This is a genomic window from Rhizobium sp. BK312, assembly GCF_014193605.1.
Taxonomy (GTDB): domain Bacteria; phylum Pseudomonadota; class Alphaproteobacteria; order Rhizobiales; family Rhizobiaceae; genus Rhizobium.
In genome coordinates this window covers 751,592-775,670 of record NZ_JACHZP010000001.1, presented here as the reverse complement: position 1 = coordinate 775,670, position 24,079 = coordinate 751,592, and the positions used below count along the sequence as shown (strand labels likewise).

Annotated in this window: 23 protein-coding genes and 1 tRNA gene; 11 read left to right on the top strand and 13 right to left on the bottom strand. The window is 58.4% G+C overall.

The window, feature by feature from the left end; genetic code table 11:
• Positions 1 to 257: 257 nt before the first annotated feature.
• Both FHT85_RS03730 and FHT85_RS03725 read left to right on the top strand, forming a co-directional pair.
• Entirely contained in the window at positions 258 to 650 is a 393-nt protein-coding gene (locus tag FHT85_RS03730; protein WP_112334850.1) for a YciI family protein, read from the top strand.
• 31 nt (positions 651 to 681) lie between these two features.
• Positions 682 to 1,953 carry an RNA polymerase sigma factor gene (locus FHT85_RS03725; protein WP_112411735.1) on the top strand — a complete coding sequence of 424 codons (1,272 nt, stop codon included), beginning with the start codon at positions 682 to 684 and terminating at the stop codon, positions 1,951 to 1,953.
• Positions 1,954 to 1,985: 32 nt separating this feature from the next.
• Here FHT85_RS03725 and FHT85_RS03720 read toward each other — a convergent pair whose 3' ends face one another.
• Positions 1,986 to 3,386, bottom strand: a complete 1,401-nt coding sequence (locus tag FHT85_RS03720) for an MFS transporter (RefSeq protein ID WP_112411537.1) — start codon at positions 3,384 to 3,386, stop codon at positions 1,986 to 1,988.
• Positions 3,387 to 3,506: 120 nt separating this feature from the next.
• On the opposite strand from FHT85_RS03720, the gene FHT85_RS03715 reads away from it, so the two are divergent.
• Positions 3,507 to 4,502 (top strand): LysR family transcriptional regulator, encoded by a 996-nt coding sequence (locus FHT85_RS03715; RefSeq protein WP_112334848.1) that lies wholly within the window; start codon positions 3,507 to 3,509, stop codon positions 4,500 to 4,502.
• A 19-nt stretch (positions 4,503 to 4,521) separates the two neighbouring features.
• Complete coding sequence (locus tag FHT85_RS03710) at positions 4,522 to 5,040, top strand: GNAT family N-acetyltransferase (RefSeq protein WP_112334847.1); 519 nt, start codon at positions 4,522 to 4,524, stop codon at positions 5,038 to 5,040.
• Here FHT85_RS03710 and FHT85_RS03705 read toward each other — a convergent pair.
• Positions 5,037 to 5,498: a cupin domain-containing protein gene (locus FHT85_RS03705; RefSeq protein ID WP_112411538.1), complete on the bottom strand. Its 462-nt coding sequence runs from the start codon at positions 5,496 to 5,498 to the stop codon at positions 5,037 to 5,039. The genes FHT85_RS03710 and FHT85_RS03705 overlap by 4 nt on opposite strands.
• A 371-nt stretch (positions 5,499 to 5,869) precedes the next feature.
• Here FHT85_RS03705 and FHT85_RS03700 point away from each other — a divergent pair, with 371 nt between their 5' ends.
• Together FHT85_RS03700 and FHT85_RS03695 are read left to right on the top strand one after the other, a co-directional pair.
• Positions 5,870 to 6,970: a porin gene (locus tag FHT85_RS03700; protein WP_112411539.1), complete on the top strand. Its 1,101-nt coding sequence runs from the start codon at positions 5,870 to 5,872 to the stop codon at positions 6,968 to 6,970.
• A 289-nt stretch (positions 6,971 to 7,259) separates the two neighbouring features.
• Entirely contained in the window at positions 7,260 to 7,571 is a 312-nt protein-coding gene (locus tag FHT85_RS03695; protein ID WP_112411540.1) for a hypothetical protein, read from the top strand.
• A 978-nt stretch (positions 7,572 to 8,549) separates the two neighbouring features.
• On the opposite strand, the gene FHT85_RS03690 is transcribed toward FHT85_RS03695, so the two are convergent.
• The 5 genes from FHT85_RS03690 to xylF form a co-directional block, all read right to left on the bottom strand.
• Positions 8,550 to 9,842, bottom strand: coding sequence for a hypothetical protein (locus tag FHT85_RS03690; protein WP_112411541.1), 1,293 nt, complete (start codon positions 9,840 to 9,842; stop codon positions 8,550 to 8,552).
• A 190-nt stretch (positions 9,843 to 10,032) separates the two neighbouring features.
• Positions 10,033 to 10,109 (bottom strand) — tRNA-Arg (locus FHT85_RS03685).
• Between the two features lie 161 nt (positions 10,110 to 10,270).
• Entirely contained in the window at positions 10,271 to 11,053 is a 783-nt protein-coding gene (locus tag FHT85_RS03680) for an ATP-binding cassette domain-containing protein (RefSeq protein WP_015340760.1), read from the bottom strand.
• Positions 11,054 to 11,068: 15 nt separating this feature from the next.
• Positions 11,069 to 12,397, bottom strand: coding sequence for a sugar ABC transporter permease (locus FHT85_RS03675; RefSeq protein WP_015340759.1), 1,329 nt, complete (start codon positions 12,395 to 12,397; stop codon positions 11,069 to 11,071).
• A gap of 287 nt (positions 12,398 to 12,684) precedes the next feature.
• Positions 12,685 to 13,725 (bottom strand): D-xylose ABC transporter substrate-binding protein, encoded by a 1,041-nt coding sequence (gene xylF / locus FHT85_RS03670; protein WP_112334204.1) that lies wholly within the window; start codon positions 13,723 to 13,725, stop codon positions 12,685 to 12,687.
• 222 nt (positions 13,726 to 13,947) lie between these two features.
• Between xylF and FHT85_RS03665 the strand changes: the two genes are divergently transcribed.
• Positions 13,948 to 15,189, top strand: coding sequence for an ROK family transcriptional regulator (locus tag FHT85_RS03665; RefSeq protein ID WP_112411542.1), 1,242 nt, complete (start codon positions 13,948 to 13,950; stop codon positions 15,187 to 15,189).
• Between the two features lie 57 nt (positions 15,190 to 15,246).
• Here FHT85_RS03665 and FHT85_RS03660 read toward each other — a convergent pair whose 3' ends face one another.
• The 4 genes from FHT85_RS03660 to iolG all read right to left on the bottom strand — a co-directional run bounded on the left by FHT85_RS03660 (position 15,247) and on the right by iolG (position 17,746).
• Entirely contained in the window at positions 15,247 to 15,870 is a 624-nt protein-coding gene (locus FHT85_RS03660; protein ID WP_015340756.1) for an ATP-dependent Clp protease proteolytic subunit, read from the bottom strand.
• A gap of 45 nt (positions 15,871 to 15,915) precedes the next feature.
• Positions 15,916 to 16,275, bottom strand: coding sequence for an SRPBCC domain-containing protein (locus FHT85_RS03655; RefSeq protein ID WP_112411543.1), 360 nt, complete (start codon positions 16,273 to 16,275; stop codon positions 15,916 to 15,918).
• Positions 16,272 to 16,586: an ArsR/SmtB family transcription factor gene (locus tag FHT85_RS03650; RefSeq protein WP_112334207.1), complete on the bottom strand. Its 315-nt coding sequence runs from the start codon at positions 16,584 to 16,586 to the stop codon at positions 16,272 to 16,274. The genes FHT85_RS03655 and FHT85_RS03650 overlap by 4 nt, the downstream gene beginning before the upstream one ends.
• 167 nt (positions 16,587 to 16,753) lie before the next feature.
• Positions 16,754 to 17,746, bottom strand: a complete 993-nt coding sequence (gene iolG, locus FHT85_RS03645; protein WP_112411544.1) for an inositol 2-dehydrogenase — start codon at positions 17,744 to 17,746, stop codon at positions 16,754 to 16,756.
• 228 nt (positions 17,747 to 17,974) lie between these two features.
• On the opposite strand from iolG, the gene FHT85_RS03640 reads away from it, so the two are divergent.
• Positions 17,975 to 18,238 carry a hypothetical protein gene (locus FHT85_RS03640; protein ID WP_112334209.1) on the top strand — a complete coding sequence of 88 codons (264 nt, stop codon included), beginning with the start codon at positions 17,975 to 17,977 and terminating at the stop codon, positions 18,236 to 18,238.
• Here FHT85_RS03640 and FHT85_RS03635 read toward each other — a convergent pair whose 3' ends face one another.
• Together FHT85_RS03635 and FHT85_RS03630 are read right to left on the bottom strand one after the other, a co-directional pair.
• Complete coding sequence (locus FHT85_RS03635; protein ID WP_112399161.1) at positions 18,239 to 18,700, bottom strand: hypothetical protein; 462 nt, start codon at positions 18,698 to 18,700, stop codon at positions 18,239 to 18,241.
• A 71-nt stretch (positions 18,701 to 18,771) separates the two neighbouring features.
• Complete coding sequence (locus tag FHT85_RS03630) at positions 18,772 to 19,779, bottom strand: LysR family transcriptional regulator (RefSeq protein WP_112411545.1); 1,008 nt, start codon at positions 19,777 to 19,779, stop codon at positions 18,772 to 18,774.
• A 274-nt stretch (positions 19,780 to 20,053) separates the two neighbouring features.
• On the opposite strand from FHT85_RS03630, the gene chvE reads away from it, so the two are divergent.
• The 3 genes from chvE (at position 20,054) to mmsB (ending at position 23,966) form a co-directional block, all read left to right on the top strand.
• Positions 20,054 to 21,118 carry a multiple monosaccharide ABC transporter substrate-binding protein gene (chvE, locus tag FHT85_RS03625; protein ID WP_112334212.1) on the top strand — a complete coding sequence of 355 codons (1,065 nt, stop codon included), beginning with the start codon at positions 20,054 to 20,056 and terminating at the stop codon, positions 21,116 to 21,118.
• A 104-nt stretch (positions 21,119 to 21,222) separates the two neighbouring features.
• Positions 21,223 to 22,761 (top strand): multiple monosaccharide ABC transporter ATP-binding protein, encoded by a 1,539-nt coding sequence (gene mmsA / locus FHT85_RS03620; RefSeq protein WP_112334213.1) that lies wholly within the window; start codon positions 21,223 to 21,225, stop codon positions 22,759 to 22,761.
• Positions 22,758 to 23,966, top strand: a complete 1,209-nt coding sequence (mmsB, locus tag FHT85_RS03615; RefSeq protein ID WP_112334214.1) for a multiple monosaccharide ABC transporter permease — start codon at positions 22,758 to 22,760, stop codon at positions 23,964 to 23,966. The genes mmsA and mmsB overlap by 4 nt, the downstream gene beginning before the upstream one ends.
• The last annotated feature ends 113 nt before the right edge of the window (positions 23,967 to 24,079 follow it).

Genomic DNA, 24,079 nt, shown 5'->3' with positions numbered 1-24,079 from the left:
TTGCAACGATCATGGGAAGTCAACAAAACGAAGGGAGGGTTTGTCTGGTCGCTTGATCCGGCTGCTTCTTCTATAAAGCGGTCCGGTGCCGCCGCGCCGCCGAGATAAACGGATGGGTGTCGAATTTACGGCTGTGCGGCTGCGATCTGATTTTTTTGCAACGACTGTCGATTTCCAGAGCGCTGCTTCGTCGTCAATATGAGCGGGTTTGTTGAGCGGCAATGGTGCCGGCACCTCGCTTCCGGAGGAATTTTCCTATGCGTTTCATGTCTATCGTCACTGCCAAGGATTTCATGCATCCGACGCCGGAGCTTGCCGAGGCCATTCACAAGATCGCCGATCGGGAAATCAAGGCCGGCCGTATGATCGATACGGCGGGGCTGATGCCGCTTGCGACGGGCGCCCGCGTCACGATCAAGGATGGTAAGTTGAGCGTGGTCGACGGCCCCTTCGTCGAGGCCAAGGAGGTTGTCGGCGGCTATGCCATCTTCGAGCTGCAAAGCAAGGAAGAGGCCGTAGCGCTCGCGGTCGAGTTCATGCAATTGCACAAGGATTTCATGCCAGGCTGGGAAGGCACATGTGAAGTACGCGCCTACTTCGAGCCAAATGCCGAGGGTGTATGCGACCCGCTCGCCGAAGCAAGGGCATAATGCTTTCGATCTGTCATCGGGGCGGGCGGCCTTGAAAGCCGCCGGCGCCCATCAGGCGATCCTGGCCGTCTGGCGGATCGAACAGCCGCGGCTGATCACCAGTCTCGCACGGTTGCTACGCGACGTGCCGCTGGCTGAAGATCTGACGCAGGAAGCGTTGATTGTCGCCTTGGAACGATGGCCGAAGACGGGCATCCCCGAGCGACCTGGTGCGTGGCTTATGACCACAGCTAAGCGCCGGGCGCTCGACCATTTGCGGCGGCGTCGGATGCTGGACCAGAAACACGAAATGATCGTTCGGGAGATGGAGGAGGACGAGCAGATCATGCCCGATCTAGATACTCCTCTCGACGACGATATCGGTGATGAAATGCTGCGCTTGATCTTCACGGCATGCCATCCGCTGATCTCGCGCGAGGCACGGGTGGCGCTTGCCCTGCGAATGATCTGCGGCTTGACGACCGAGGAAATCGCCCGGGCGTTTCTGGTGTCTGAGGCAACGATTGCCCAGCGCATCGTCCGCGCCAAGAAGACCTTGTCGGAATCCGGACTTTCCTACGAGACGCCGCACGGCGAGGAGCTCTCGCAGCGCCTCGCCTCGGTGTTGGAGGTCGTCTATCTGATCTTCAACGAGGGATATACGGCTGCGCGCGGCGAGAATTGGATGCGGCTGCAATTGTGCGGCGAGGCGCTGCGGCTCGGGCGAATATTGACGTCTGTGGCACCGCAGGAGCCGGAGGCACATGCTTTGCTGGCGCTGATGGAGATGAATGCGTCCCGAGCGGCGGCTAGGACGGACGCCGACGGTAATCCGATTTTGCTGCTCGATCAAAATCGTGACCGCTGGGATCGGCTGCAGATCCAGCGCGGCCTGAAAGCGCTGATGCGGGTGCATGAACTCGGCGGTGCCGGTGGAGTTTACGCGTTGCAAGCCGCGATCATCGCATGTCACGCAAAAGCGGGAACGGCCGATGAAACCGACTGGAGGCGGATTGCCGATCTCTATGCGAAGCTTGCCTTGCTTGTTCCTTCCCCGATCGTCGAACTCAATCGCGCTGTCGCGGTCGGCATGGCCGACGGTCCTGAGATGGCATTGGAGATCATCGATGATCTCCGCGATGAGCCTGCATTGAAGGATTATCATCTTCTGCCGAGCGTTCGCGGCGATCTTCTTTACAAGCTCGGCCGATATGATGAAGCGCGGCAAGCCTTCGAGACGGCAGCCGCGCTTGCTGAAAATCAGAGGGAGCGTGATCTCCTCCTGCGCCGCGTCGCCGAAGCCGCTGGCGCCGAGAAGAATTGACCCGCCGGAGAGGCGGGTCATCTTGCTTCGAGCTATTCCGCAGCCTGATAATTTGCGGCCTTGGCGGCCGACGAACGCGGGCCGACCGCTGCGAGCAGCGTGATGGCGGTAGCAAGGATCGTCACGAAACCGATGCCAGCGACATAGGGATTCCAGCCGAAGTTCGGAGCTGCACTGAAGACGGCTGATGCAGCCGCCAGGATGATGCCGCCGCCGATCTGGAAGGAGGCAAACAGCATGCCCGAAGCCAGGCCGGATTCGTCGTCGCCGACGTCAGAAAGGGCCGCGACCTGGATCGACGGATAGGTCATGGCATAACCGACGCCGAGCAGGAGCTGCGAGATGGCGACGAGCACTATCGTATCAATATGCCCAGCCGACAGCACCCAGAAGAGATAGCTGATAGCCTGCAGTCCAACGCCGAAGGTCATGAGAAGTGTCGTGCCGCGGTTCTGGCCTATCGTCGCAAAGCGTGGTGCCAGGAACATGACGCAGGTGCCACCGATGGCGAAAGCGAAGCCGGTGGCGAAGGCCGACCAGCCGACGACGGTCTGGTAGTAGAGCGTCGCAATGAACTGGAAGCCGACATAGGCTCCCTGATACAGCGCAGCGATGGCATTGGCATGGCTCAGCTTGGTGCGGCGGAACATGGCAAGCGGCACCATCGGATCATGATGGCGCGATTCCACGATCAGGAACAGCACGATCAGGATCAATGCGGCGAGGAGCGAACCCCAGGTCGCGAAGGCCTGCCAGCCATCGGCGGCGGCATTGGTGACGCCGAAGACGAAGAGCAGCAGGCCGGGCGTGATCGTCAGGGCGCCGGCCCAATCGAAGCGGCCTCGAGGGCCGGTACGCTTATGGTCCGCAGGCAGGACGAAGGGGGCGATGATCAGCGCCAGGATAGCGACGGGAGCCCCCATGACGAGCGTCGCGCGCCAGCTGATGAGCGTTGCCGCTCCGCCCAGCACCATGCCGAGCACGAAGCCGGCAGCACCGGTGGAGGAGAAGACGCCTAGGGCCTTCGCGCGAGCATTGCCTTCTCCAAAGACGGAGAGAAGGAGGGCCAGCGCCGCCGGCGCGGTGAAGGCCGCGGCAATGCCCTTGATCAGACGAGCGGCGATCAGGGTCGGGGCGCTGTCGACGAAACCGCCGGCAATACTGGCGGCGGCGAAGACGCCGAGCGACCAGAGGAAGACGCGGCGGTGGCCGAAGAGATCGGCAACACGGCCGCCGAGCAGCAGGAAGCCGCCATAGCCGAGCACATAGGCGCTGACGGCCCACTGCAGCGAGGTCGCCTGCATACCTAGCTCTTTCTGGATTGCGGGCAGGGCCACGCCAATGGTGGAGACGTCCATGGCGTCGAGGAAATTGGCGGCGCATAGCAGCAGCAACGCCAATCCCGCCCCGCTTCGGGTTTGGGAAGAAGTCATCGGGATCGTTCCTTTCTAGGCTGCCACCTCTTGGGAGGGTGAAAGCGGCAGGGAACGAGAAAATGTACATCTTCAAACCCTATTGCAAATTGATAGTAACCATGTCAGGTATTACTCATAATGATGAATGATGCCACGCTTCGAAAAATCGATCTCAATCTGCTGCTCGCCTTCTCCGTGCTGATGCAGGAGCGGAATGTGAGCCGTGCGGCCGAGCGGCTGCTGCTCGGTCAGCCTGGTCTTTCCGCCGCACTTAAGCGCCTACGCGAGACACTGGATGATGAATTGTTCGTGCGCGTCGGACGCGGCTTGCAGCCTACGCCGCGGGCGCTATCCATCGCGCCGGCGATCGAGGATGCGCTCTCCGGCATCGAGCGCGCCATTCGCCCGCCGGCAGCCTTCGATCCTGAAAACTGGCACGGCGAGTTCCGCATCGGGCTCTGCGACAATCTCGAATCGTCCTTCTTCGGACCGCTGGTGGCGCGGTTGCGTCAGCTTGCGCCGAATGCGCGGCTGACCAGTGTGGCGTTCGACCGGCGCGACGCCGTGCGTCTGTTGGACGAGGGCGTCTTCGACTTCAGCATCTCGGTGCATGACGAACCGGCCTCCTGGCATGTTCGCGCGCCGCTGTTCCAACAGGCGTCGCTCTGCATCTACGACGGCCGGCATCTGAAATGCGCTGCGCCGCTGAGCCTGAAGCATTTCGCCAACGCGCCGCATGTCACCGTTTCGCTTGAGGGTGCCATATCCACCAGTGTCGATGTCGCTCTCTCGCGGCTCGGCCATCGCCGGCAAGTCGTGGCGACTGTTCCTCGTTTTTCCGCACTGCCGTCGACGTTGCGAGCGATCCCTGCCATTGCGACGGTTCCCGAAGCCATTGCCCGCTGCATGGCGCAACTGCACGACTTGACGATTTCGGAGCCGCCGTTCGAACTGCCGGCCGACCCGGTGACGATGCTCTATCGCCGCGTCGATCAGGCCGACAGCCGCTCGGTATGGTTCCGCCGGCTTTTCGTTGAGGTTGTCAAGGAAGCGCTCGAGGCCAGCGGGTGCCGCATAGGCGTTTCCACGGATGCTTGCTGCTACGATCCGCCTGAACTCGCAGAAGCTGTGTGACCCTTCGAGCGGAGGCGCCATGATCCGTCGTACCTCACGCCTTTCCTTGCGGAAGCCGGAAGAGGGGGACATCGGCTTCCTCACAGCCTTGTTCTTACGGCCGGAACTGGTCGCCCATAGGCCTGATCCCAAACCGGATTCTCCCGAAGAGAGTGCTCGGCGTCTGGCTCGTGACCGGACGCATTGGCGCCTGCATGGATTCGGGCGCTGGGCGATCGAAGCGGAGGGGCAGCTGATCGGTTTCGGAGGCGTTACCGTTTCAACGGAATTTGAGGGGCTCAATCTCTCCTATCATTTGCATCCTGATTATTGGGGAAAGGGCTATGCGACAGAACTGGTAACCGAGGCGCTGGCTTTCGCCCGCGGCGATCTGCAGGCAAAGCGCGTCATCGGACTTGTCCGGCCCGTCAATATCGCCTCCCGGCGCGTGCTGGAAAAGTGCGGTTTCGGTTTCGAGCGGGAAGTCATGCTCCATGGAGCGCCGACTCATCTGCTTTCCTATCGGATGGCAGCGGCTGACATCGACCGGCCGGCTTAGCCGTCCGGATAGGGCATGCCATCCTTGTGCACGAAACGCCCATCCGTGCTGGAGCTCATCATATCGACATCGGAACAGGTGATGAGGTCGGTCGGAGAGCGCGTTCCGACCTCGAGATAAACAGCCGTCCTAGTGGATTTGTTGATCATATGATGCCCGTTACCCGAGCTTTTCGGGAAGGCGGCGCAATCGCCTGCGCGCAGCACGGTTTCGCCGTCGTCTTCTATCAGCGTCAGTTCGCCCTCCAGCACATAGACGAACTCATCCTCCTCCGAATGCCAGTGCCGTTGGCTCGACCAATTGCCCGGCGGCAGCCGCATGAGGTTGATACCGAAATCCCTGAGGCCTCCCGCATCACCCAGCCGCTGGCGTATGCGTTCAGCGCAAGGGTCGCTGAAGGGAGCCGGATAACGTGTACCCTTGATTTCGGGTATGGCTGCAATATCGATCTTCGGCATGACGATCCTGCCTGCGATTTGCTAGGGAAGGATGAGCTGCTTATCGTTGGAAGTCTAGCAAGACTCATCGCTATCAGTCCAGCAATGTATCTCGGCAGAGCATGGCAAACGGGGCTTAGCTGCCTGTTTTTGTCATCTAGTTGTCACTCGGTTGTCATCGTTCATGCGCATGTGCGTCGTTTGCGCAACACGCCATATGAAGCTGCTGTCATATATGTTTGCGGCCTCTCTAAACCCTTGTCAGAACAAAATAGTAAATGCAGCTTACTAATCGAAGTGAAGCTTATGCTTCGAATTAGGCACTGGAACTTGATGTCGAGCGACCCCCAGGTTCGTCCATCGCGCAAGTTCATTTGACGGATGGAGTTACCATGAACATCAAGAGCTTGCTTATCGGTTCTGCTGCTGCGCTATGCGTCGTATCCGGCGCGCATGCTGCCGATGCTATCGTTGCCGCAGAACCGGAGCCGCTGGAATATGTGCGCATCTGCGATGCGTTCGGCGCCGGCTACTTCTTCATTCCCGGTACGGAGACCTGCTTGCGCGTCGGCGGCAAGGTCCGCACGGAGGGCCAGTGGAAGGATCCCTACAATCGCGACAGCAACTTCGGGACCAAGTGGCACACCCGCGCCGAGCTCAACCTTAATACGGCGACCGACACCGAATATGGTCCGCTGAAGACCGAAACCATCGTTCGTTGGGACTGGAACGACGGTGGCTCCACCGGCACGAACCTGCTGTGGGCCTACATCACCCTCGGCGGCTTCAGTGTGGGTAAGACGGACTCGCAGTACAACCAGTTCATCGGCTATGCCGGCGACGTGATCCAGGACGACGTCATCTATGACGGTCCGTATGAACTGAACCAGCTCACCTATAACTACGACAGTGGAACAGGCTTTACTGGTGTCATCTCGCTCGAAGACAGCAACTCCGGAACCACCACCAGCGCGTATGGCGGAAGCTGGCAGCTTTCCAAGAGCGATCATTACGCTCCGAACGTTGTTGCCGGTCTCGGCTACAAGGCCGGCGCCTGGCAGTTCCGCGTGGTCGGCGGTTATGACTCCATCGTCGAAGAGGGTGCCATCAAGGCGCGTATCGACGCCGATTTCGGCGTCTTCTCCGCCTTCCTGATGGGTGGCTGGAACACCGACGGCGACAAGCTCAACCAGTATGCCGGCTCGAACCAGAACGTCTCGGCCTGCACGACTTCCGACGGCGTCGTTCACGGCGCGGATTGCGGCTGGGGCGACTGGGCAGTCTGGGGCGGCGTCGGCGTTCCGATCAACGACAAGCTGAAGTGGAACCTGCAGCTCGCCTATACCGACTCGAAGATCTTCGAAGCGACCACGAACGTCAAATTCAATCCGGTCAAGAATCTGCTGGTCGAGCCGGAATTCACCTACGTTCACTACGATCTGCCGAGCGACGATACCTTCTCGGGTATCCTGCGCTTCGAGCGGACCTTCTGAGGCTTCTGGTCTCGGCTGATCTTCACAGAAATGAGGCCCGGTCTTCATATCGGGCCCTATCTGGCGTGACGGACGATTTCTAAATCTCCGTTCGCACCGCATCCTGCCGACAGGCACCATGCGGTGCTTAATGACCTCCAGCGCAATCGTACCCAAACGGGCGCCAGGTCACCCTTGGCAGTGGTCAAACAGCCGATAAAGGGAAGTCGGTTCACTGTCACAAATCCAATGCTAATCAACGACTATCTCATTTTCGATAGCGCCCTTCGGCGCGACCAAAGGAAGCCCCATGAAGACGATCATCATACTTGCCGCAATCGGAATGTTCTCCACGAACGCGATGGCCATGTCGGCCTATAATTCCAAGTCGATGACCTGCGCGGCCGTGCATGAAAAGATGGCTCAGGAAGGGTCGATCGTGCTGCGATATCCCTCACACCATCCGGGTCTGATGATGTACCATCGGACCGTTTCGAATTCGATGGCTTGCCTGGGTCAGGGCTCGATGGCCAGCGCCAGCGTGCCTACGAGCGACGATCCTAGCTGCAAGATCAAGACCTGCAGCTTTGCGACCGGCAAGGGGCCGAACAAGAACCATTAGGTTGAGGAAAAGCCGCCTCCCTTTCGAGACCAAATACCGGTTTGGCGGAAGGTTTTCTGCTGGCCGGCGTGGCGCCGGTGGTGACAAGCGTGCGCATGGTGGTCCACATAGTCTTGATCCGATCACGACCTCTCGGGTGCTCGGGAAGGTCAGTCAAAGATTGCATGTGCGTCGCGAAAGGTATTTAATCCGCTTAAGAGTGGACCACTGCAATGGCCCACTCCCTCGCGCGGTTGCAGTAGCCTGCATACCCGTACCAAGGCCGAGGTGCGACGTCGCAGTGTTCGTGAGACACGGTCGTTGCCTCGGCCTTTTACTATCAGAACCGAAAATTCAACAAAATCAACGATGAATTTTACACAAAATTAAGAGGCGTCCATTGACTCGGGACAACGTTTTTGACTCTTACAAGCGCTCCAAAAAAGAATTGCTGTTAGATCAAAGATCTGTAGGCGCAACCGTTTTGTGACTGCTTTCAGAATAAAATAAATAAAAAATCCCTAGCGAATGCTGAAAAGCCAAAATCAGCGATTCGCTGCACCCAATCTCAACGGTATGTGTAAAGTCTTTGTCTGTACATTTAACGGATCTGCAACCGATTACGCCGACATTGTTTCTTTTAGCAATGTACCAACGCATCTTCCGCCACCTGGGATAGCGGATTAGAGCAGCGCAGGCCATTTGAGAGACCTGTAGCGACCCGGTAGCATCTGCTCCATCTTTTAAGCAAAAAGGGATAGGCGCCCGAAGTGGACGCCTATCAAAGCTCACTTAATTGAAATCTGCATGGTCAAACGCCCGCGCCTCGCCTATCGCGAAGCGGAAATTCTGCGTATTTCCACGTTGAGAGTTTTGGAAAATGCTTCCGACGCCTTCTCCGCGACTTCCTTAGCAGCCTCTTCTATCTGGCGCTTTTGAACGACGAGGGGCAAACGTGAATCTGATGGTTCCCTGCGTCCAGTAATAACTTCCCTTTGATCAAGCGTTGCCATTGCTGTCTCCATGTGGCTGGTTTTTCCCATACTCAGAAAAATATCCACTTACAAATCGTATGTTACGATCCGCCGAAAAATAATGCTTCCGCTTTACCCATATGAACCCATCTCCCTTGGATATGACGGCCACATCAATCGCTCCACCAACAGTCTCAATTTGACGCGACACGCGCCTCTGTAACGAAGTAAGACTCACAAGGGCCTCTGCAAGATGGGCAAGTTCATCTTTCGGCAGGCTCATAGTCATATCAATGATTGGTTGTGCGAAACGTTCCCACTGAATGCCCTTATCCGCTTGCCAGAACGCTTTCATCGACTCTTCCACAGCGGCCGCAAATGCAGGCCCGAGCGCTGTTATTTCTTGGTCAGAATGGCCTAGAGCCTTAGCCGTATCAACTATGGTTCGGTTTAACATCACCGTGATGTTTTCTGCCAATTGAACCGCGTAATCGGGATCAACGCCTGACATAAACCTATGAACCATGTCGCTTTGGGCAAAGGGCTGTATTAGGCCATGATTTTGGCGAGTCGCGTCAAACTTGCTATTCTCGATGCATTTCAGATTTCCTGCAAGAACCCCGTCGATCTCGAAAGCTATCAGAGACGGGAGCAGCTCGTCTTCCCCAAAACCGGCGACAACCAGCCCAGAATGGGATGGCGAAGAAACATTTTTGCGAACGGATAGTTCGACAAGCCTTTCTAAACGCTCCGAAAGTCCGGCAATGTCGTCCAAGTAACCGTTCTTTGCTATCGACTGTACTATCCCATCAAACTGCTGAATCATGGTGGCCCAATTGTCAGCACTAAGGAAATCTTCTGCAGTTTCAAGGTTCGCGAGGTGAAGGTCAACTTCCTCGATCAAGCCAGCGAAAATCTCCTCGCTATTCAGGCCCCTCTGCAAAAATGCGAAGTAGCGACGGGTGATCTGCTCGACTGCCGTGCCGCCTACGCGCCGTATCATGCGCTCATCATCTTCGGGGTTAAAGGGGAAAAAAGAGATGAGGAAGGTTTTTAAGTCGGCAGCCCAATCGAATATCGTTGAAAAGACCTTCGTTGGATTGCGACGCCGATATTCCTTAAGAATAGTTTCCCAGGGGAAACCCATGAAATCAGCGCTGCCATAGATCATTGCGCCGACGGGTTCAGTCTTTGAAAGAGAGAAAATTTTATCGACGGTATCGTACGTCTTTTGCTGGCCGCCATTGGATAGCGTAACCTTACTATCCGCAGCAAGTGCTATGGCTGTTTTGTTCGCTATGGCAATTTCAGCTGTCATAGAATCACGCCCTCCACCACGTCTCTCATGATAAACTTAAGATTTAGTTTGTCAGGAGTTTTTCAAACTCGTTTGGGAGTTTCTGGCGAATTTAAGAGTACTGTGGAGAGGCCATGTTCGAACGCCTGCTTCCCATGCGCTTCCCACGCAAAAAAGCTCCAAGTCAATGAGGCTAGGTGATTGAAATTATTGGCGCACCCGACAGGATTCGAACCTGTGACCTTTGGAATCGGAATCCAACACTCTATCCAGCTGAGCTACGGGTGCATGCCGTGGCGATATGAATCGCCTGTCCGATGGCTGGTTCTTAGCCCAGGAAAGGCTTGGCTTCAATGCGGAAAATTCAGGAAAGCGTGAGATCGGACGTTTTGTTTGGATAAGGCCGCGGGCTTTGAGCGCGCGGCCTTGGTGTCATCGGCCGTTCCGGCTCATTCCTTCATCGCGCCAGGGCCGGGGATGGCTTTGGGCGGCACCTTGCCGAGGATGATCATGCCAAGCACTTCGTCCTTGGTGACGTCTTCGGTGCGGGCGTGGCCGACGACCTGGCCGTTCTTCATGACCGAGACGCGGTCGGCGAGGTCGAAGACGTCATGGATGTCGTGGCTGATGAGGAAGATGCCGATGCCTTCCTTCTTCAACTGTTTAATGAGTTCGCCGACCTGCGCGGTCTCCTGGGGCCCGAGAGCTGCGGTCGGCTCGTCCATGATCAGGATGCGGGCGTCGAAGAGAATGGCGCGGGCGATCGCCACCGACTGGCGCTGGCCGCCGGAAAGCGCCTTCACCGGCTCCTTGAAGCGCTTGAAGTTGGGGTTGAGGCGTCCCATCACTTCTCGTGCCTTGGCCTCCATCGCGACGTCGTCGAGCGTACCCCAGCGGGTCTGCAGTTCGCGGCCAAGATAGAGGTTGGCGGCGGCGTCGACATTGTCGGCGACGGCGAGCGTCTGGTAGATCGTCTCGATGCCGTATTTCTTGGCGTCGCGCGGGGTGCGGATATCGGCGGGCTCGCCGTTGATCAGGATATCGCCGCTGTCGCGCTTGTAGGCGCCGGAGAGAATCTTGATCAGCGTCGATTTGCCGGCGCCGTTATGGCCGAGAAGGGCGACAACTTCGCCGGGGTAGAGGTCCACCGAGGCGTTGTCGACCGCGTGGATGCCGCCGAAGGAGATGGAAATGTTCTTCATTTCCACAAGCGGAGTAGTTTGATCCGTCATGGTTCAGAATTCCTTTTACTTGGCGCGCGAGCGGTAGACGATGTCGAGCCAGACGGCGACCACCAAGACCACCCCGACGACGACGTTTTGAATCGGTGTGTCGACATTGGCGAGCCCCATGCCCGATTGCAGCGACTGCATGACCAGCGCGCCAAGCATGGCGCCGGCGACCGTGCCGCTGCCGCCGGCGAGCGACGTGCCGCCGATAACCGCAGCAGCGATGGTGAAGAGTTCGTAGGTGGTTCCCTGTGAGTTCACAGCCGAATTGAGGCGAGCGGTCGAAATCGCGGCTGCGACGGCGGCGAGCAGGCCCATCAGCGCGAAGATCTTCACGATGACCCAGCGGGTCTTGATGCCGGCAAGCTCTGCCGCTTCCGGGTTGCCGCCGATCGCGAAGACATAACGGCCGAAGCGCAGGCGGGTCGCGATGAAAGTCATCGCGATGCCGATGAGAACGGCGATGAGGACCGGCACCGCGATCCCGTAAGGGATATCGAGGCCGTTCTCGGGCCACGTGATATTGTGTTCGGTGGCGTAGCGCTTGGCGATGCCGACCGGCCAGTCATAACTGTTGAAGAGATAGACGGTACCGAGGACGAGCAGGGAGCCGAGGCCGGCAAGGAAGTATTCCGCCCAGAGCGGGCGGCGCGGAAAGTGGAAGCGCTTTCTTTGCTGGCGTGAGCCGACGATGCCGACAATGATCAGCAGGCAGGAAATCACGCCGACCACCCAGCTCCAGGTGGCGCCGATCGAGCCGGTGGCGCCGCTGCCGCCCATGATGACGAAGGTGGAATCCATCGGCGCCACGGTCTGACCGCTGGTGACGTACCACGCAAGGCCGCGCCAGACGAGAAGGCCGCCAAGCGTCACGATGAAGGAGGGAACGTTCATGAAGGCGATGATCGCGCCCTGGAAGGTGCCGATGGCCGTGCCAATCGCCAGGCCGCAGAGGAGGGTGATGATCCACGTCCAGGAGCTGTCGAAGCCGAGATATTGCGGCAGCCATTTTGCCTGCATGACGCCCATGATCATGGCGACGAAACCGAGCACGGAGCCTACCGACAGGTCGATGTTGCGCGTGACGATGACCAGTACCATGCCCGTGGCGAGAACCGCGATTTCGCAGGTCTGCACCGAAAGGTTCCAAAGGTTTCTCGCCGTCAGAAATTCCCGGCCGTCGAAGACCCTGAGATAGAGATCGAAGCCGATCCAGATGATCAGTAGCGCTCCTATCATGCCGAGCAGGCGGGTATCGATTTCCGTGGCGCGCAGAAACCGGGTGATCGCGCCGGCATCCGCGTTCCTAGGCCCGCTCGATGTGGTGGACTGTGTCATGTCGGCCATCGCTTTGCCGTTCTCCCTCTGTCGGGCGCGGCCGGCGACGCATTCTGGCAATCGCTGGCAATCGCGCCAATCTCAAAAATGTCTGCCATCGCCTGCAACCCGGCCTTTATCCGGTCCCGATGACCGCCGTCCGACGGACCATGGGATGCGGCGGCATACCACACTGCGGGGAAGCTCGGCCTCCAGCTGCAAGGGAGGGTTGTCTGCTTCCAATCCGCATTCGACGCCGCAACGGTGTGCCGCTGCGGCGTCGCTCTTTCGATGAGTAAGCTCGTTCTAAAGTCGGTTTATTTGCAGGCCGCGACAGCGCCTGCCTTGACACCCTGGCAGGCTTCAGCCTTGGAAATCCAGCCGGCGTCGATGACGACGTTCAGATTGTCCTTGGTGATAGCAACCGGGGTCAGGAAGACCGACTTCATGGCGACGTGCTTCGGGCCGCCGTTGAAGGTCTGAACGCCGGAGATCTCGTCGAGCTTCTTGCCCTTGGCGAGGTCGATGGCGATTTCAGCGGCGCGCTTGCCGAGTTCACGCGAGTCCTTCCAGATGGAAACGGTCTGCGTGCCAAGCGCGATGCGGTTCAAGGCTGCCTTGTCGGCATCCTGGCCTGAAACCGGAACGGAACCGGCAAGGCCCTGGGCGTCGAGAGCGGCAACAGCGCCGCCGGCGGTGCCGTCGTTGGAGGCGACGACCGCGTCAACCTTGTTGTTGTTGGCGGTCAGGAACTGCTCCATGTTGCGCTGCGCATTCTGCGGCAGCCAGCCGTCCGTATAGGCTTCGCCGACGTTCTTGATCTTGCCGGCGTCGATGGAAGGCTTCAGCACTTCCATCTGGCCGGAGAAGAGAAAGTCGGCGTTCGGATCGGACGACGAGCCCTTGATGAAGACGTAGTTGCCAGCCGGCTTTGCCTTCAGGACTTCGCGAGCCTGCATGCGGCCCACTTCCTTGTTATCGAAGGTGATGTAGAAGGCTGCCGGATTTTCGATCAGGCGGTCATAGCCGACCACCGGAATGCCTTCGTCGGCAGCCTTTTCAACGGCCGGGCCGATGGCATCGGAATCCTGGGCGAGAATGATGAGGGCGTTGGCACCCTGCGAAATCAGCGACTCGACGTCGGTCAGCTGCTTGGAAGCGGACGACTGGGCGTCGGCGGAAATGTATTTGGCCCCGACGGCTGCCAGAGCCTTCTTGATGGCTGCCTCATCGGTCTTCCAACGTTCTTCCTGGAAATTCGACCAGGAAACGCCGACGACGAGATCCTTGGCGAAGGCGGCCGTCTGCATGGTCAAAACGATGGCCGCGCCCGCAGCCAGCTTGATGAAAGCTTTCATGTGATCCTCCCGAGTGAATGCGACCGCACGTATCCTGAACTCCCGTCGGCCGCGGCGAAATGCTGACAAGAAAAGTCTTGGACTTTTTTCTCGACAGTCGAGAAATTTAGTGTCAGAGATTTTTTCAGCTGTCAACACCCGCGCCGCTAGGTTTCATCGGTCGTCCGAAAAAGCTATCAGGGGCTGCGCAGGAGGAGGGTTGAATGAGCAGGGAGTTTGCCAATGCTGGCCAAATCGAGCACCGAATTGGTCCGTCAGAAGAACAGCGCCTTGGTCTTGTCGGCGCTGCGCCGGCACGGCCCGCTCGCCCATACCGAGCTCTCTGATTTCACTAGGCTCTCTTCCGCGACCGTATCGGTCATCACTGCCGATCTTGAGCGGGCGCAGATCATCGAAAAGGCGGAGCAGCAGCCGGCCAGCGGCCGTGGGCGGCCGCGTGTTTTGTTTTCGCAGCGGCGCGATTGCGGCTATCTCATCGTCGTCGTCATCTCGTCGGATGCCGTGCAATATTCTCTCGTCGATTATACCGGCCGCCTGATCGACCGCTTTACCGAGGACAGGCAGCAGAACGTTGCGGGCGTCGAGCGCTTCGTGGCAGCCTTGCGCGATGCCTTGAACCGCATTGTCATCCGATCGCGATTGCCGCGCGACAAGGTGCTGATGATCTCGATCAGCAGCAAGGGGCTCGTCGATATTTCAGCGCCGGTGCTGCGCTGGTCTCCGATCTTCGGGCGCGACGAGATCGATTTCGCTGACGTGCTGCGCGATGAATGGCCCGCGCAAGTCATTCTCGGCAACGAAACCCTGCTTGTGGCTGCAGCGCTTGGGCGGCAGGAGGAAATCAACACCCGCGGCGACTTCCGCTCGCTGGCGGCGCTGTCGCTCGGCCATAGTATCGGGCTTGGCATCGTGCGCCGGGAACATGAAGGCGGCCATCATATATCGGCGCCCAATTTCGGGCATATGATGCATGTGCCCGGCGGCGGTCTTTGCCGCTGCGGCGCGCGGGGATGTATCGAGGCCTATGCCGGTTTCTACGCGATGCTGCGGACGGCCTTCGACGTGCCGCTGGACACGATTCCGGCGAAGTTCGTGCCGATTGCCGAGCTCGACAAGATCGCTACGAGTGCGCGCCAGGGCGGGCGCCGCAACGTACTGGCCTTCCGCCAGGCGGGCCTGGCGCTCGGCAATGGCCTTTCGCGTGTCTTGAGTCTGCACGAGCGGATGCCGATCGTCATCACCGGTCCTGGCGTGAGGTACTACGATCTGCTGATCGAGGGCATAACCGAGGGCCTGGCGGAATCGCATGTCGTGCGCATGGAGGGCATGCCGGAGCTGCGCGTCATCGCCGACGAGCCGACGCTCGTTTTCGAAGGGCATCTGAACCGCGCATTTTCGATCATCGACAATGACATCGTGAAGAGGGGAGCCTCGGTCGTCGAGCTGCGCGACCAGGCGGGTTGAGAGGCGAGGGCGCCGCAAGCTGTGGCCCTGCGCTTGGCCGCAGGATTGTCATCTCAATCAATCCGCCAAGCCCAAAGGCTGTTCGTCTTCGCGGACCTGAAGAATACGGTCGATCAGCCCCCATTCCAGAGCCTCTTCCGCCGTCATGAAGTGATCGCGGTCCATGGCGCGTTCGAACTCCTCATAGGAGCGTCCGCAATGCTCGGCATAAAGCCGCGTCATGCGATGCTTCGTTCGTCTCATTTCTTCGGCGTGGATAAAGATGTCCGATGCCTGTCCCTGGAAACCGCCCAATGGCTGGTGAATATGGATGCTGGCATTTGGAAGCGCAGTGCGCTCACCCGGCTGACCAGACATCAAGAGGAAGGAGCCCATCGAACGGGCCGTTCCCATGCAAAGCGTATGCACCGGCGCACGAACGTAACGCATGGTGTCATACATCGCGAGACCGCTGGTTACGACGCCACCGGGCGAATTGATATAAAGGTGGATCGGTCTCTTTGGATTTTCGGCCTCGAGAAACAGCAGTTGCGCGCAGACGAGGGCCGAGACGTCGTCGTTCACCTCACCATTCAGGAAGATGATTCTCTCGCGCAGCAGGCGGGAGTAGATGTCGAAAGATCGTTCCCCTCTGCTAGACTGCTCAACGACCATAGGGACGAGCTGCATCGCTTCGCGCATCGGCGAACTCCCATATTCTTGAGATTTGATGTGTAGCCGATGCCGTCAGGCGGCGCGCATGACGGTCAGGCGGTTATTGTTTGCTGCAGTTCTTTCCGTTTCGCGAAGCCGAACGTCATCGAGCTCGTGGATGATCCGCAGGCTGGTGCCGCCGTTTGCATTCGAAGATATTTTGAAAGTCACGGTGCTTTCGAGGAAGGGCGCTGCATCGTCCCGCAGCCTGTAGGTGACTTCCTTGCCCGGCGTGACCGATATAGCCTCGGGATTGGCCAAGGCCTCCTGCGGCAGCCAGTTTTGGCGAAGCTCAGGGGTGCTGATTGCACGCCAAACTTTTTGCGGCGGTTCGTCGAGCTGGTATTCCAGCTCGATGCCGTTCTTTCGCTCGGGGATCTTGGGATTGTTCATTGATCCATATCCTTCAGCAACACCTTGAGAGCTTCGATACGAGCAGGCCAATATGCGCGGTATTTCGCCAGCCATTGGGCGATGAGGGCAAGCCCTTCCGGATCGACTTCGTAGTTCACGAAACGCCCCTGTCGTTCTTCCCTGACCAGCCCGGCGCTCCGCAGAACTGCGAGATGCTGGGACATGGCCGGCTGGCTGATGTCGATACCGTCTCGCAGGGCGCTGGCATTCATGCCGCCTGTCGCCAGCTTCTCGAAGATGGCGCGGCGGGTCGGATCGGCCAAAGCCCGGAATATCTCATTCTCTACCATGACGACAGATAAGCATGTACTTATGTGATTCGCAAGAGGTTTTTATCGAAGCCTCTTCGTGAGCTCTGGATCGCGCCAAAGAAATCGCGCCAAAGAAAAAGTCCGCCGCGAATGGAGATCGCGGCGGACTTTTGGGAGGATCGCATTCCTGGAGGAATGGAGACGGCTCAGTTAATCTTGACGAGGCGGCCTTCCTTGACCGACTGCAAGGCGGCATCCGCCAGCTTCAGTGCAGCAAGACCATCGGCGCCCGATGGTGTGATGGCGGCGCCCTTTTCGATCGCGGCGATGAAGCTTGCGATCTCGTTGGCATAGGCTTCGGTGTAGCGCGTCATGAAGAAATCATGCAGCGGCGGGCGGGTGTAGCCATCGCCGTTGGCGACTTCGATGGAGAAGGGGCGTTGGTTTTCAGCCGAAACCAGACCCTTCGAGCCATGGATTTCGATCCGCTGATCGTAGCCGTAAGTGGCGCGGCGCGAATTGGAGATGATCGCCTGCTTGCCCGATGCCGTCTGGAGGATGACCGAAACGCTGTCGTAATCGCCGGCTTCGCCGATCGCCTTGTCAACGAGAACAGCAGCAGTCGCGGTGACGGCAACCGGTTCTTCGCCGAGCAGGAAGCGCGCCATGTCGAAGTCGTGGATCGTCATGTCGCGGAAGATGCCGCCGGAGCGCTTGATGTAATCGACCGGCGGGGCGCCCGGATCGCGCGAGGTGATCGTCACCATTTCGACCGTGCCGATGCGGCCTTCGTCGATGGCTTTCTTGACAGCCATGAAATGTGGGTCGAAGCGGCGGTTGAAGCCGACCATCAGCTTGCCCTTGGTCTCATTGACAACCTTGATGCAGGCCTGAACGCGCGCGACGTCGAGATCGACAGGCTTTTCGCAGAAGATGGCCTTGCCGGCGCGGGAGAAGCGCTCGATCAGATCGGCATGGGTATCCGTCGGCGTGCAGATGACGACGGCATCGATATCCTTAGCGGCTTCGATCGCTTCGATGGTGCGGACTTCGCAGCCATAGGCGGCCGAGATTGCTTCCGCAGCCGCCGGAAAGGCATCCGCGACGGCGACGAGCTTGGCGTTGGCATCGCCGCTGACGGCTTTCGCATGCACCTTGCCGATGCGTCCGGCGCCGAGCAGACCAAATCTGACAGTCATTATTACCTCCCTGAATTCGGAATAAATGGACCGAATATCAATTGCTATGGAATTTTCATTCCATTTTCCGGCGGCGGCGTCAAGCCGCCTGGACTTCACAATTCTGAAAAATTCCGGCTCTCGGCTTAGCCGAAATCCGGACGTGAAACCTTATTTTATGCGGACGACTTCACAATTTTCCTGAGGATGCGCTAAAGACATGTCTTCTTAAACAGGCAAAAGTGACCCATGCAACTGATCGATCCCAGCCATCCCATCTACAAGCCGCTTTGGGTGCGCATTCTCATCGTGGCTGTCTGCTTTGGCTGGGCAGCCGTCGAAACGCTGGGCTCGCAGCCGTTCTGGGCAATGCTGTCTGGCGCGCTCGGCGCCTATTCGGCGTGGATGCTGCTCTTGAATTTCAAGCCGCAACCGCCCGCGGCGACTAGCGATGCGCCAGTGCAGGACGATGCTGCCGAGGATGATGAGCCGCCCTCCGAAGACAAGAAATAATCATCGTCTGAGGCGGCGTATGGCTTCGTCGATCAGCTGATTGGCGAGCGTCATGCGGATTGTCGCCTGTTCGCGAAAGAGGGCTGCGACGCTGTCGGGGTGATTGGCCTTGGCAAAACTGCGGCGTTTTTCCTGCAGGGCTTCGCGCGTGAGGTCAGAGGTGATTGCGAGCTCAGTGGCGACTTCTTCCCGCGATGTTCGTGCCAGATGCTCGGGCATGACCGGCAGTACCGGTTCTTGCGGGGCGGGTTCGGGTTCCGGCAGAATGTTAGGGTCGCCGAGATTGTCGCGGTAGGCTTCGTCCGGCCGATGGGCGTCCGGCGTCTCGCCGCCCAGCACCGTTGCGGCAAAGCTGACGTTCAGGCCGCGGATGCGGTGCGCGGCTTCTTCCTGTTCCGCAGGCTCCTCTTCGCTATCGAGGCGATCGAGCACGGATTGAAACAATGATTGCTTGAACAGCATGCGTGGTCTCCACGCCAAGCTTCATAGGAGCGCAAGTTGGCGTGGAGCTTATGGCGGCAACGGTTCTCCGCTCATGTCGGCGAGAGATGCCGGCTCTCTTCCAGGATCATGTCATGCAGCAGCCGCGCGCTCGGCGGCATGGCGCGTTCGCGGGCGGTGATGAGGCTATAGGGCCTGACGTCGATATCGAAATCGATCGGCAGGATGGAGGATTCGCCTGCCTGGGACGTCTGCCCGCAGATGAATTGCGCCATGTCGAGCGCAATCGGCGCGATCGCGTCCGTCTTGCAGACCACCGCCAGCGTCAGCAGCAAGGATGAGGTGTTGACGACATTTTCCGGCAGGGGCACGCCAGCAGCGAGGAAAATGTCTTCCACCTTGCGGCGAAGCAATGTGCCCGGCGGTTGGAATACCCAGTCGTAACCGGCCAGATCGTGCAGGCCGGCTACACCTCTTTCAAGCAGCGGATGGCCGTTGCGAACCACCAGGCAGGCCTTTTCGACACCGATCTCATGGGCCGTGAACAGACGCGGATCGAGATCGTCCGGGATGCGGCTGATGATGAAGTCATGGCGGGCCGCCAGCAGCTCGCGCGCGAGCACATTGCTGTTCTCGACTTCGATATTGATCTCTATACCGGGATAGGTGCGCGTCACGCGCTGGATCGCCGGGACGACAAGGCTGATTGCCGGCGCGGTCACCGCCCCCAGAAAGACCGAGCCACCCCTGCCGGTTCGCAAGGCGCCAAGCTCCCGGCCTGCCTCGCGCAGCTCCAGCAGGATCTTGCGTGCTCGCTTGGCCAAAGCGAGCCCGAAAGGGGTCAAAACGACGCCCCTGGCGACGCGCTCGTAAAGCGGGCTTTTGACAATCGACTCCATTTCTGAGAGCATGCGTGAAGCCGCAGGTTGTGACATGTTCATGGACTCAGCGGCCGCGGAAATTTGCCCGTGATCCTCGATCGTGACGATCATCCGCAGGTGATTGAGCTTCAAACCGGCTTTCAACAACGCATCGTCGCGAAAATTATCGGAATGAATCTCGATGCCTTCGCTCAAATAATCGTTATATATTTTCTCCATAACGGCCATTTTTCCCCTTCGCCGGCAAAAAAGTACTATTTTTTAACATTATACCAAAGTTGGTATATGTTTAGCCAGTTATTCTATTTGACAGTTATACGAAATCGTACGAGTTTGCCGATTGTGGGCTGGGTACAGCTCATAAACCGTGAGAGCGTGGAGGAGACCTACTTCGTTTCTCACAATTAGAAGTAAATCATTCCTTCTACGGAACCTGCCGCAGTTTCGGGCGGGCATTTTTTGTCCGCCGCATTTAACAACAAGGGAGAGAGTAATGAAATCCATTATCTCATTGATGGCCGGCGCTGCGTTCGGCGTCGCTACGCTGGTGGTACCTGCCTTCGCGGCGGATAAGGGCACGGTAGGCATCGCCATGCCGACCAAGGCTTCGGCGCGCTGGATCGACGACGGCAACAACATCGTCAAGCAGCTCCAGGCTGCTGGTTACGGCACCGACCTTCAGTATGGCGACGACGATATCCCGAACCAGCTCTCGCAGATCGAGAACATGGTCACCAAGGGCGATAAGGTCCTCGTCATCGCTTCGATCGACGGCACCACGCTGTCCGACGTCCTGCAGAAGGCTCACGATGCCGGCATCAAGGTCATCGCCTATGACCGTCTGATCCGCAACAGCGGCAACGTCGACTATTATGCGACGTTCGACAACTTCAAGGTCGGCGTTCTGCAGGCAAACTCGATCGTCGACGCCCTCGGCCTCAAGGACGGCAAGGGCCCGTTCAACATCGAGCTGTTCGGCGGTTCTCCGGACGACAACAACGCCTTCTTCTTCTATGACGGCGCAATGTCGGTCCTGAAGCCCTACATCGACAGCGGCAAGCTGGTCGTAAAGTCCGGCCAGATGGGCATGGACAAGGTCGGTACGCTGCGTTGGGATCCGGCAACGGCCCAAGCCCGCATGGACAACCTGCTGTCGGCCTACTACACCGACAGCCACGTCGACGCCGTTCTGTCTCCGTATGACGGCCTGTCGATCGGCATCCTCTCGGCGCTCAAGGGCGTCGGCTATGGTTCCGGCGGCGTAAAGCTCCCGATCGTTACCGGTCAGGACTCCGAAATCCCGTCCGTGAAGTCGATCATCGCTGGCGAGCAGCACTCGACGATCTTCAAGGACACCCGTGACCTCGCAAAGGTCACAGTCGGCATGGTCAACGCGCTGATGGAAGGCAAGACGCCCGAAGTCAACGACACGAAGACCTACGACAACGGTGTGAAGGTTGTTCCGTCCTACCTGCTGACCCCGGTCGCAGTCGACAAGACCAACTACGAGAAGGTCCTCGTCGAGGGCGGTTACTACAAGGCTGATCAGCTGAAGTAATCTTCCGACATAGCGGTCAGGGCTCGCTCAATGCGAGCCCTGGCTTTGATATTTAAGACGATCGCGTGGTCTGCTATGTTTGATCGCGGCGTTGGATACGGACAATGGACAATACCATTCTCGAAATGCGGAACATAACCAAGTCGTTCCCCGGTGTGAACGCCTTGGAAAATGTGAATTTGAAAGTCCGTCAGGGCGAGATTCATGCTTTGGTCGGTGAAAACGGAGCCGGCAAATCCACCCTCATGAAGGTGCTGTCGGGTGTCTATCCGGCCGGCACGTACGACGGCGATATCTACTACGATGGCGCGGTTCGTCAGTTCAAGACCATCAGGGATTCCGAAGATATCGGCATCATCATCATTCACCAGGAGCTGGCGCTCGTTCCGCTTCTGTCGATCGCTGAAAATATCTTCCTCGGCAATGAAGTTGTCGCCAATGGCATGATCAATTGGCAGGAAACCTTCAGCCGAACCAAACAGCTTCTTTCCAAAGTGGGCCTCAAGGAATCTCCGAACACGCTCGTGACCGACATCGGTGTCGGCAAGCAGCAGCTCGTCGAGATCGCCAAGGCTCTGTCGAAGAGCGTCAAGCTGCTTATTCTCGACGAGCCGACGGCTTCGCTGAATGAAAACGACTCCGACGCTCTGCTCAATCTCCTCATGGAGTTCCGCAACCAAGGCATCACCTCGATCATCATCACGCACAAGCTCAACGAAGTGCGGAAGGTGGCCGACCAGATCACTGTGTTGCGCGACGGCATGACGGTGAAGGCGCTGGACTGTCATGAGGAAGAGATCAGCGAAGACATCATCATTCGCAACATGGTCGGCCGTGAGCTGGCGGATCGCTATCCGCCGCGCTCGGTGCCGATCGGCGAGACGATCTTCCAAGTGAAGAACTGGAATGCCTTCCACCAGCAGCATCGCGATCGTCAGGTGCTGCACGATATCAACATCAATGTGCGCAAAGGCGAGGTGGTCGGCATTGCCGGCCTGATGGGCGCAGGCCGTACCGAGTTCGCTATGAGCGTCTTCGGCAAGTCCTATGGCCACAAGATCAGCGGCGAAGTCTTCCTTGACGGCAAGCTGGTCGATACCAGCACGGTGCGCAAGGCGATCGATGCCGGTCTTGCTTATGTGACCGAAGACCGCAAGCAGCTTGGCCTGGTTCTGACCAACAGCATCCTGCACAACACGACGCTTGCCAATCTGCTTGGCGTTTCCAAGGCGACCGTCATTGATGACGTGCGGGAACTGCAGGTGGCGACGAACTATCGTTCCAAGCTGCGTATCCGTTCGGCCGGCGTCTTCCAGGAAGCGGGCAATCTTTCCGGCGGCAACCAGCAGAAGGTAGTGCTGTCGAAATGGCTGTTCTCGGATCCGGAAGTGCTGATCCTCGATGAGCCGACGCGCGGTATCGACGTCGGCGCCAAATACGAAATCTATTCCATCATCAACCAGCTTGCCGCCGACGGAAAGGGCGTTCTGATGATTTCATCGGAAATGCCCGAGCTTCTCGGCACCTGCGACCGCATCTACGTCATGAACGAAGGTCGCATCGTCGCCGAACTGCCGAAGGCAGAGGCAAGCCAGGAGAGCATCATGCGCGCTATCATGCGCTCAGGGGAGAAACAACAATGAGTTCGGCCAACCCAGCCACAGAAAGCAGCCACGTGGTTTCCATCGGCGACCACATCCGCAACAACATCCGCGAATATGGCATGTTGATCGCGCTCGTGGTCATCATGTTGCTGTTCCAGTACCTGACGAACGGCGTTCTGTTCAGGCCGCAGAACCTGACCAACATCGTGCTGCAGAACTCGTTCATCGTCATCATGGCGCTCGGCATGCTGCTTGTTATTGTGGCCGGCCATATCGATCTTTCCGTCGGCTCCGTCGTCGGTTTCGTCGGCGCGGTCGCCGGCGTTCTTGTCGTGCAAATGCATATGAATCTCGCACTCGCGACGGTCATTTGTCTGCTGATGGGTGCCGCGGTCGGCGCCTGGCATGGATATTTCATCGCCTATCACCGCATTCCGTCATTCATCGTGACATTGTCGGGCATGCTGGTTTTCCGCGGCCTGACCTATACCATCATCAATACGACCGGCAACGGCAGCAGCATCGGTCCGTTCCCGCCGGCGTTCCAGATCGTCGCAACGGGCTTCATTCCGGATTTCGTCGATATGGGCGGTATCCATTCGACATCGATGTTGCTGACGGTCGCCATCCCGATCATCATGTTCTTCCTGTCATGGCGTCGCCGCAGTGTGAACGAGAAGCACGGTATCGATGTCGAGCCGTTCAGCTTCTTCGTCGCCCAGAATCTGGTGGTTGCTGCCGCCGCCATCTTCATCGGCTATCAGATCTCCTCCTACAGGGGCTTGCCGAACGTTCTGGTTCTTATGCTGCTTTTGATCGCGCTCTACAGCTTCGCCACACAGCGCACGACGATCGGCCGCCGCATCTATGCCATGGGCGGCAATGAGAAGGCGACGAAGCTTTCGGGTATCGATACCCGCCGCCTGACCTTCTACACCTTCATCAACATGGGTATCCTGGCGAGCATCGCCGGCATCATCATCGCGACGCGCCTGAATTCGGCAACCGCAAAGGGCGGTGACGGCCTCGAACTCGACGTCATCGCGGCCTGCTTCATCGGCGGCGCTTCGGCCTCCGGCGGCGTCGGCAAGGTAACGGGTGCCGTCATCGGCGCCTTGATCATGGGTGTCTTGAACCAGGGCATGTCGATCCTCGGCTACCAGACGGACTCCCAGAAGATGATCAAGGGTGCGGTGCTGCTCGCTGCCGTGTTCATCGACGTCTACAACAAGAACAAGGGTTGATCGTCTAGCGATCAACCCAGCTTTTAAAACCAAATCCATGACAGAGTCCGGCTTTCGCTGAGAGCCGGAACGGTAGAACGCATCCGATCTCTGTCTGTTAGGAAAGGATGAAA

What these genes read in the sequence shown, in the direction of transcription:
- FHT85_RS03730 (WP_112334850.1), top strand. Translation starts at nt 258, where the DNA reads ATGCGTTTCATGTCTATCGTCACTGCCAAGGATTTCATGCATCCGACG.
- FHT85_RS03720 (WP_112411537.1), bottom strand. Translation starts at nt 3,386, where the DNA reads ATGACTTCTTCCCAAACCCGAAGCGGGGCGGGATTGGCGTTGCTGCTG.
- FHT85_RS03715 (WP_112334848.1), top strand. Translation starts at nt 3,507, where the DNA reads ATGATGAATGATGCCACGCTTCGAAAAATCGATCTCAATCTGCTGCTC.
- FHT85_RS03710 (WP_112334847.1), top strand. Translation starts at nt 4,522, where the DNA reads ATGATCCGTCGTACCTCACGCCTTTCCTTGCGGAAGCCGGAAGAGGGG.
- FHT85_RS03705 (WP_112411538.1), bottom strand. Translation starts at nt 5,498, where the DNA reads ATGCCGAAGATCGATATTGCAGCCATACCCGAAATCAAGGGTACACGT.
- FHT85_RS03700 (WP_112411539.1), top strand. Translation starts at nt 5,870, where the DNA reads ATGAACATCAAGAGCTTGCTTATCGGTTCTGCTGCTGCGCTATGCGTC.
- FHT85_RS03695 (WP_112411540.1), top strand. Translation starts at nt 7,260, where the DNA reads ATGAAGACGATCATCATACTTGCCGCAATCGGAATGTTCTCCACGAAC.
- FHT85_RS03690 (WP_112411541.1), bottom strand. Translation starts at nt 9,842, where the DNA reads ATGACAGCTGAAATTGCCATAGCGAACAAAACAGCCATAGCACTTGCT.
- FHT85_RS03680 (WP_015340760.1), bottom strand. Translation starts at nt 11,053, where the DNA reads ATGACGGATCAAACTACTCCGCTTGTGGAAATGAAGAACATTTCCATC.
- FHT85_RS03675 (WP_015340759.1), bottom strand. Translation starts at nt 12,397, where the DNA reads ATGGCCGACATGACACAGTCCACCACATCGAGCGGGCCTAGGAACGCG.
- xylF (WP_112334204.1), bottom strand. Translation starts at nt 13,725, where the DNA reads ATGAAAGCTTTCATCAAGCTGGCTGCGGGCGCGGCCATCGTTTTGACC.
- FHT85_RS03665 (WP_112411542.1), top strand. Translation starts at nt 13,948, where the DNA reads ATGCTGGCCAAATCGAGCACCGAATTGGTCCGTCAGAAGAACAGCGCC.
- FHT85_RS03660 (WP_015340756.1), bottom strand. Translation starts at nt 15,870, where the DNA reads ATGCGCGAAGCGATGCAGCTCGTCCCTATGGTCGTTGAGCAGTCTAGC.
- FHT85_RS03655 (WP_112411543.1), bottom strand. Translation starts at nt 16,275, where the DNA reads ATGAACAATCCCAAGATCCCCGAGCGAAAGAACGGCATCGAGCTGGAA.
- FHT85_RS03650 (WP_112334207.1), bottom strand. Translation starts at nt 16,586, where the DNA reads ATGGTAGAGAATGAGATATTCCGGGCTTTGGCCGATCCGACCCGCCGC.
- iolG (WP_112411544.1), bottom strand. Translation starts at nt 17,746, where the DNA reads ATGACTGTCAGATTTGGTCTGCTCGGCGCCGGACGCATCGGCAAGGTG.
- FHT85_RS03640 (WP_112334209.1), top strand. Translation starts at nt 17,975, where the DNA reads ATGCAACTGATCGATCCCAGCCATCCCATCTACAAGCCGCTTTGGGTG.
- FHT85_RS03635 (WP_112399161.1), bottom strand. Translation starts at nt 18,700, where the DNA reads ATGCTGTTCAAGCAATCATTGTTTCAATCCGTGCTCGATCGCCTCGAT.
- FHT85_RS03630 (WP_112411545.1), bottom strand. Translation starts at nt 19,779, where the DNA reads ATGGAGAAAATATATAACGATTATTTGAGCGAAGGCATCGAGATTCAT.
- chvE (WP_112334212.1), top strand. Translation starts at nt 20,054, where the DNA reads ATGAAATCCATTATCTCATTGATGGCCGGCGCTGCGTTCGGCGTCGCT.
- mmsA (WP_112334213.1), top strand. Translation starts at nt 21,223, where the DNA reads ATGGACAATACCATTCTCGAAATGCGGAACATAACCAAGTCGTTCCCC.
- mmsB (WP_112334214.1), top strand. Translation starts at nt 22,758, where the DNA reads ATGAGTTCGGCCAACCCAGCCACAGAAAGCAGCCACGTGGTTTCCATC.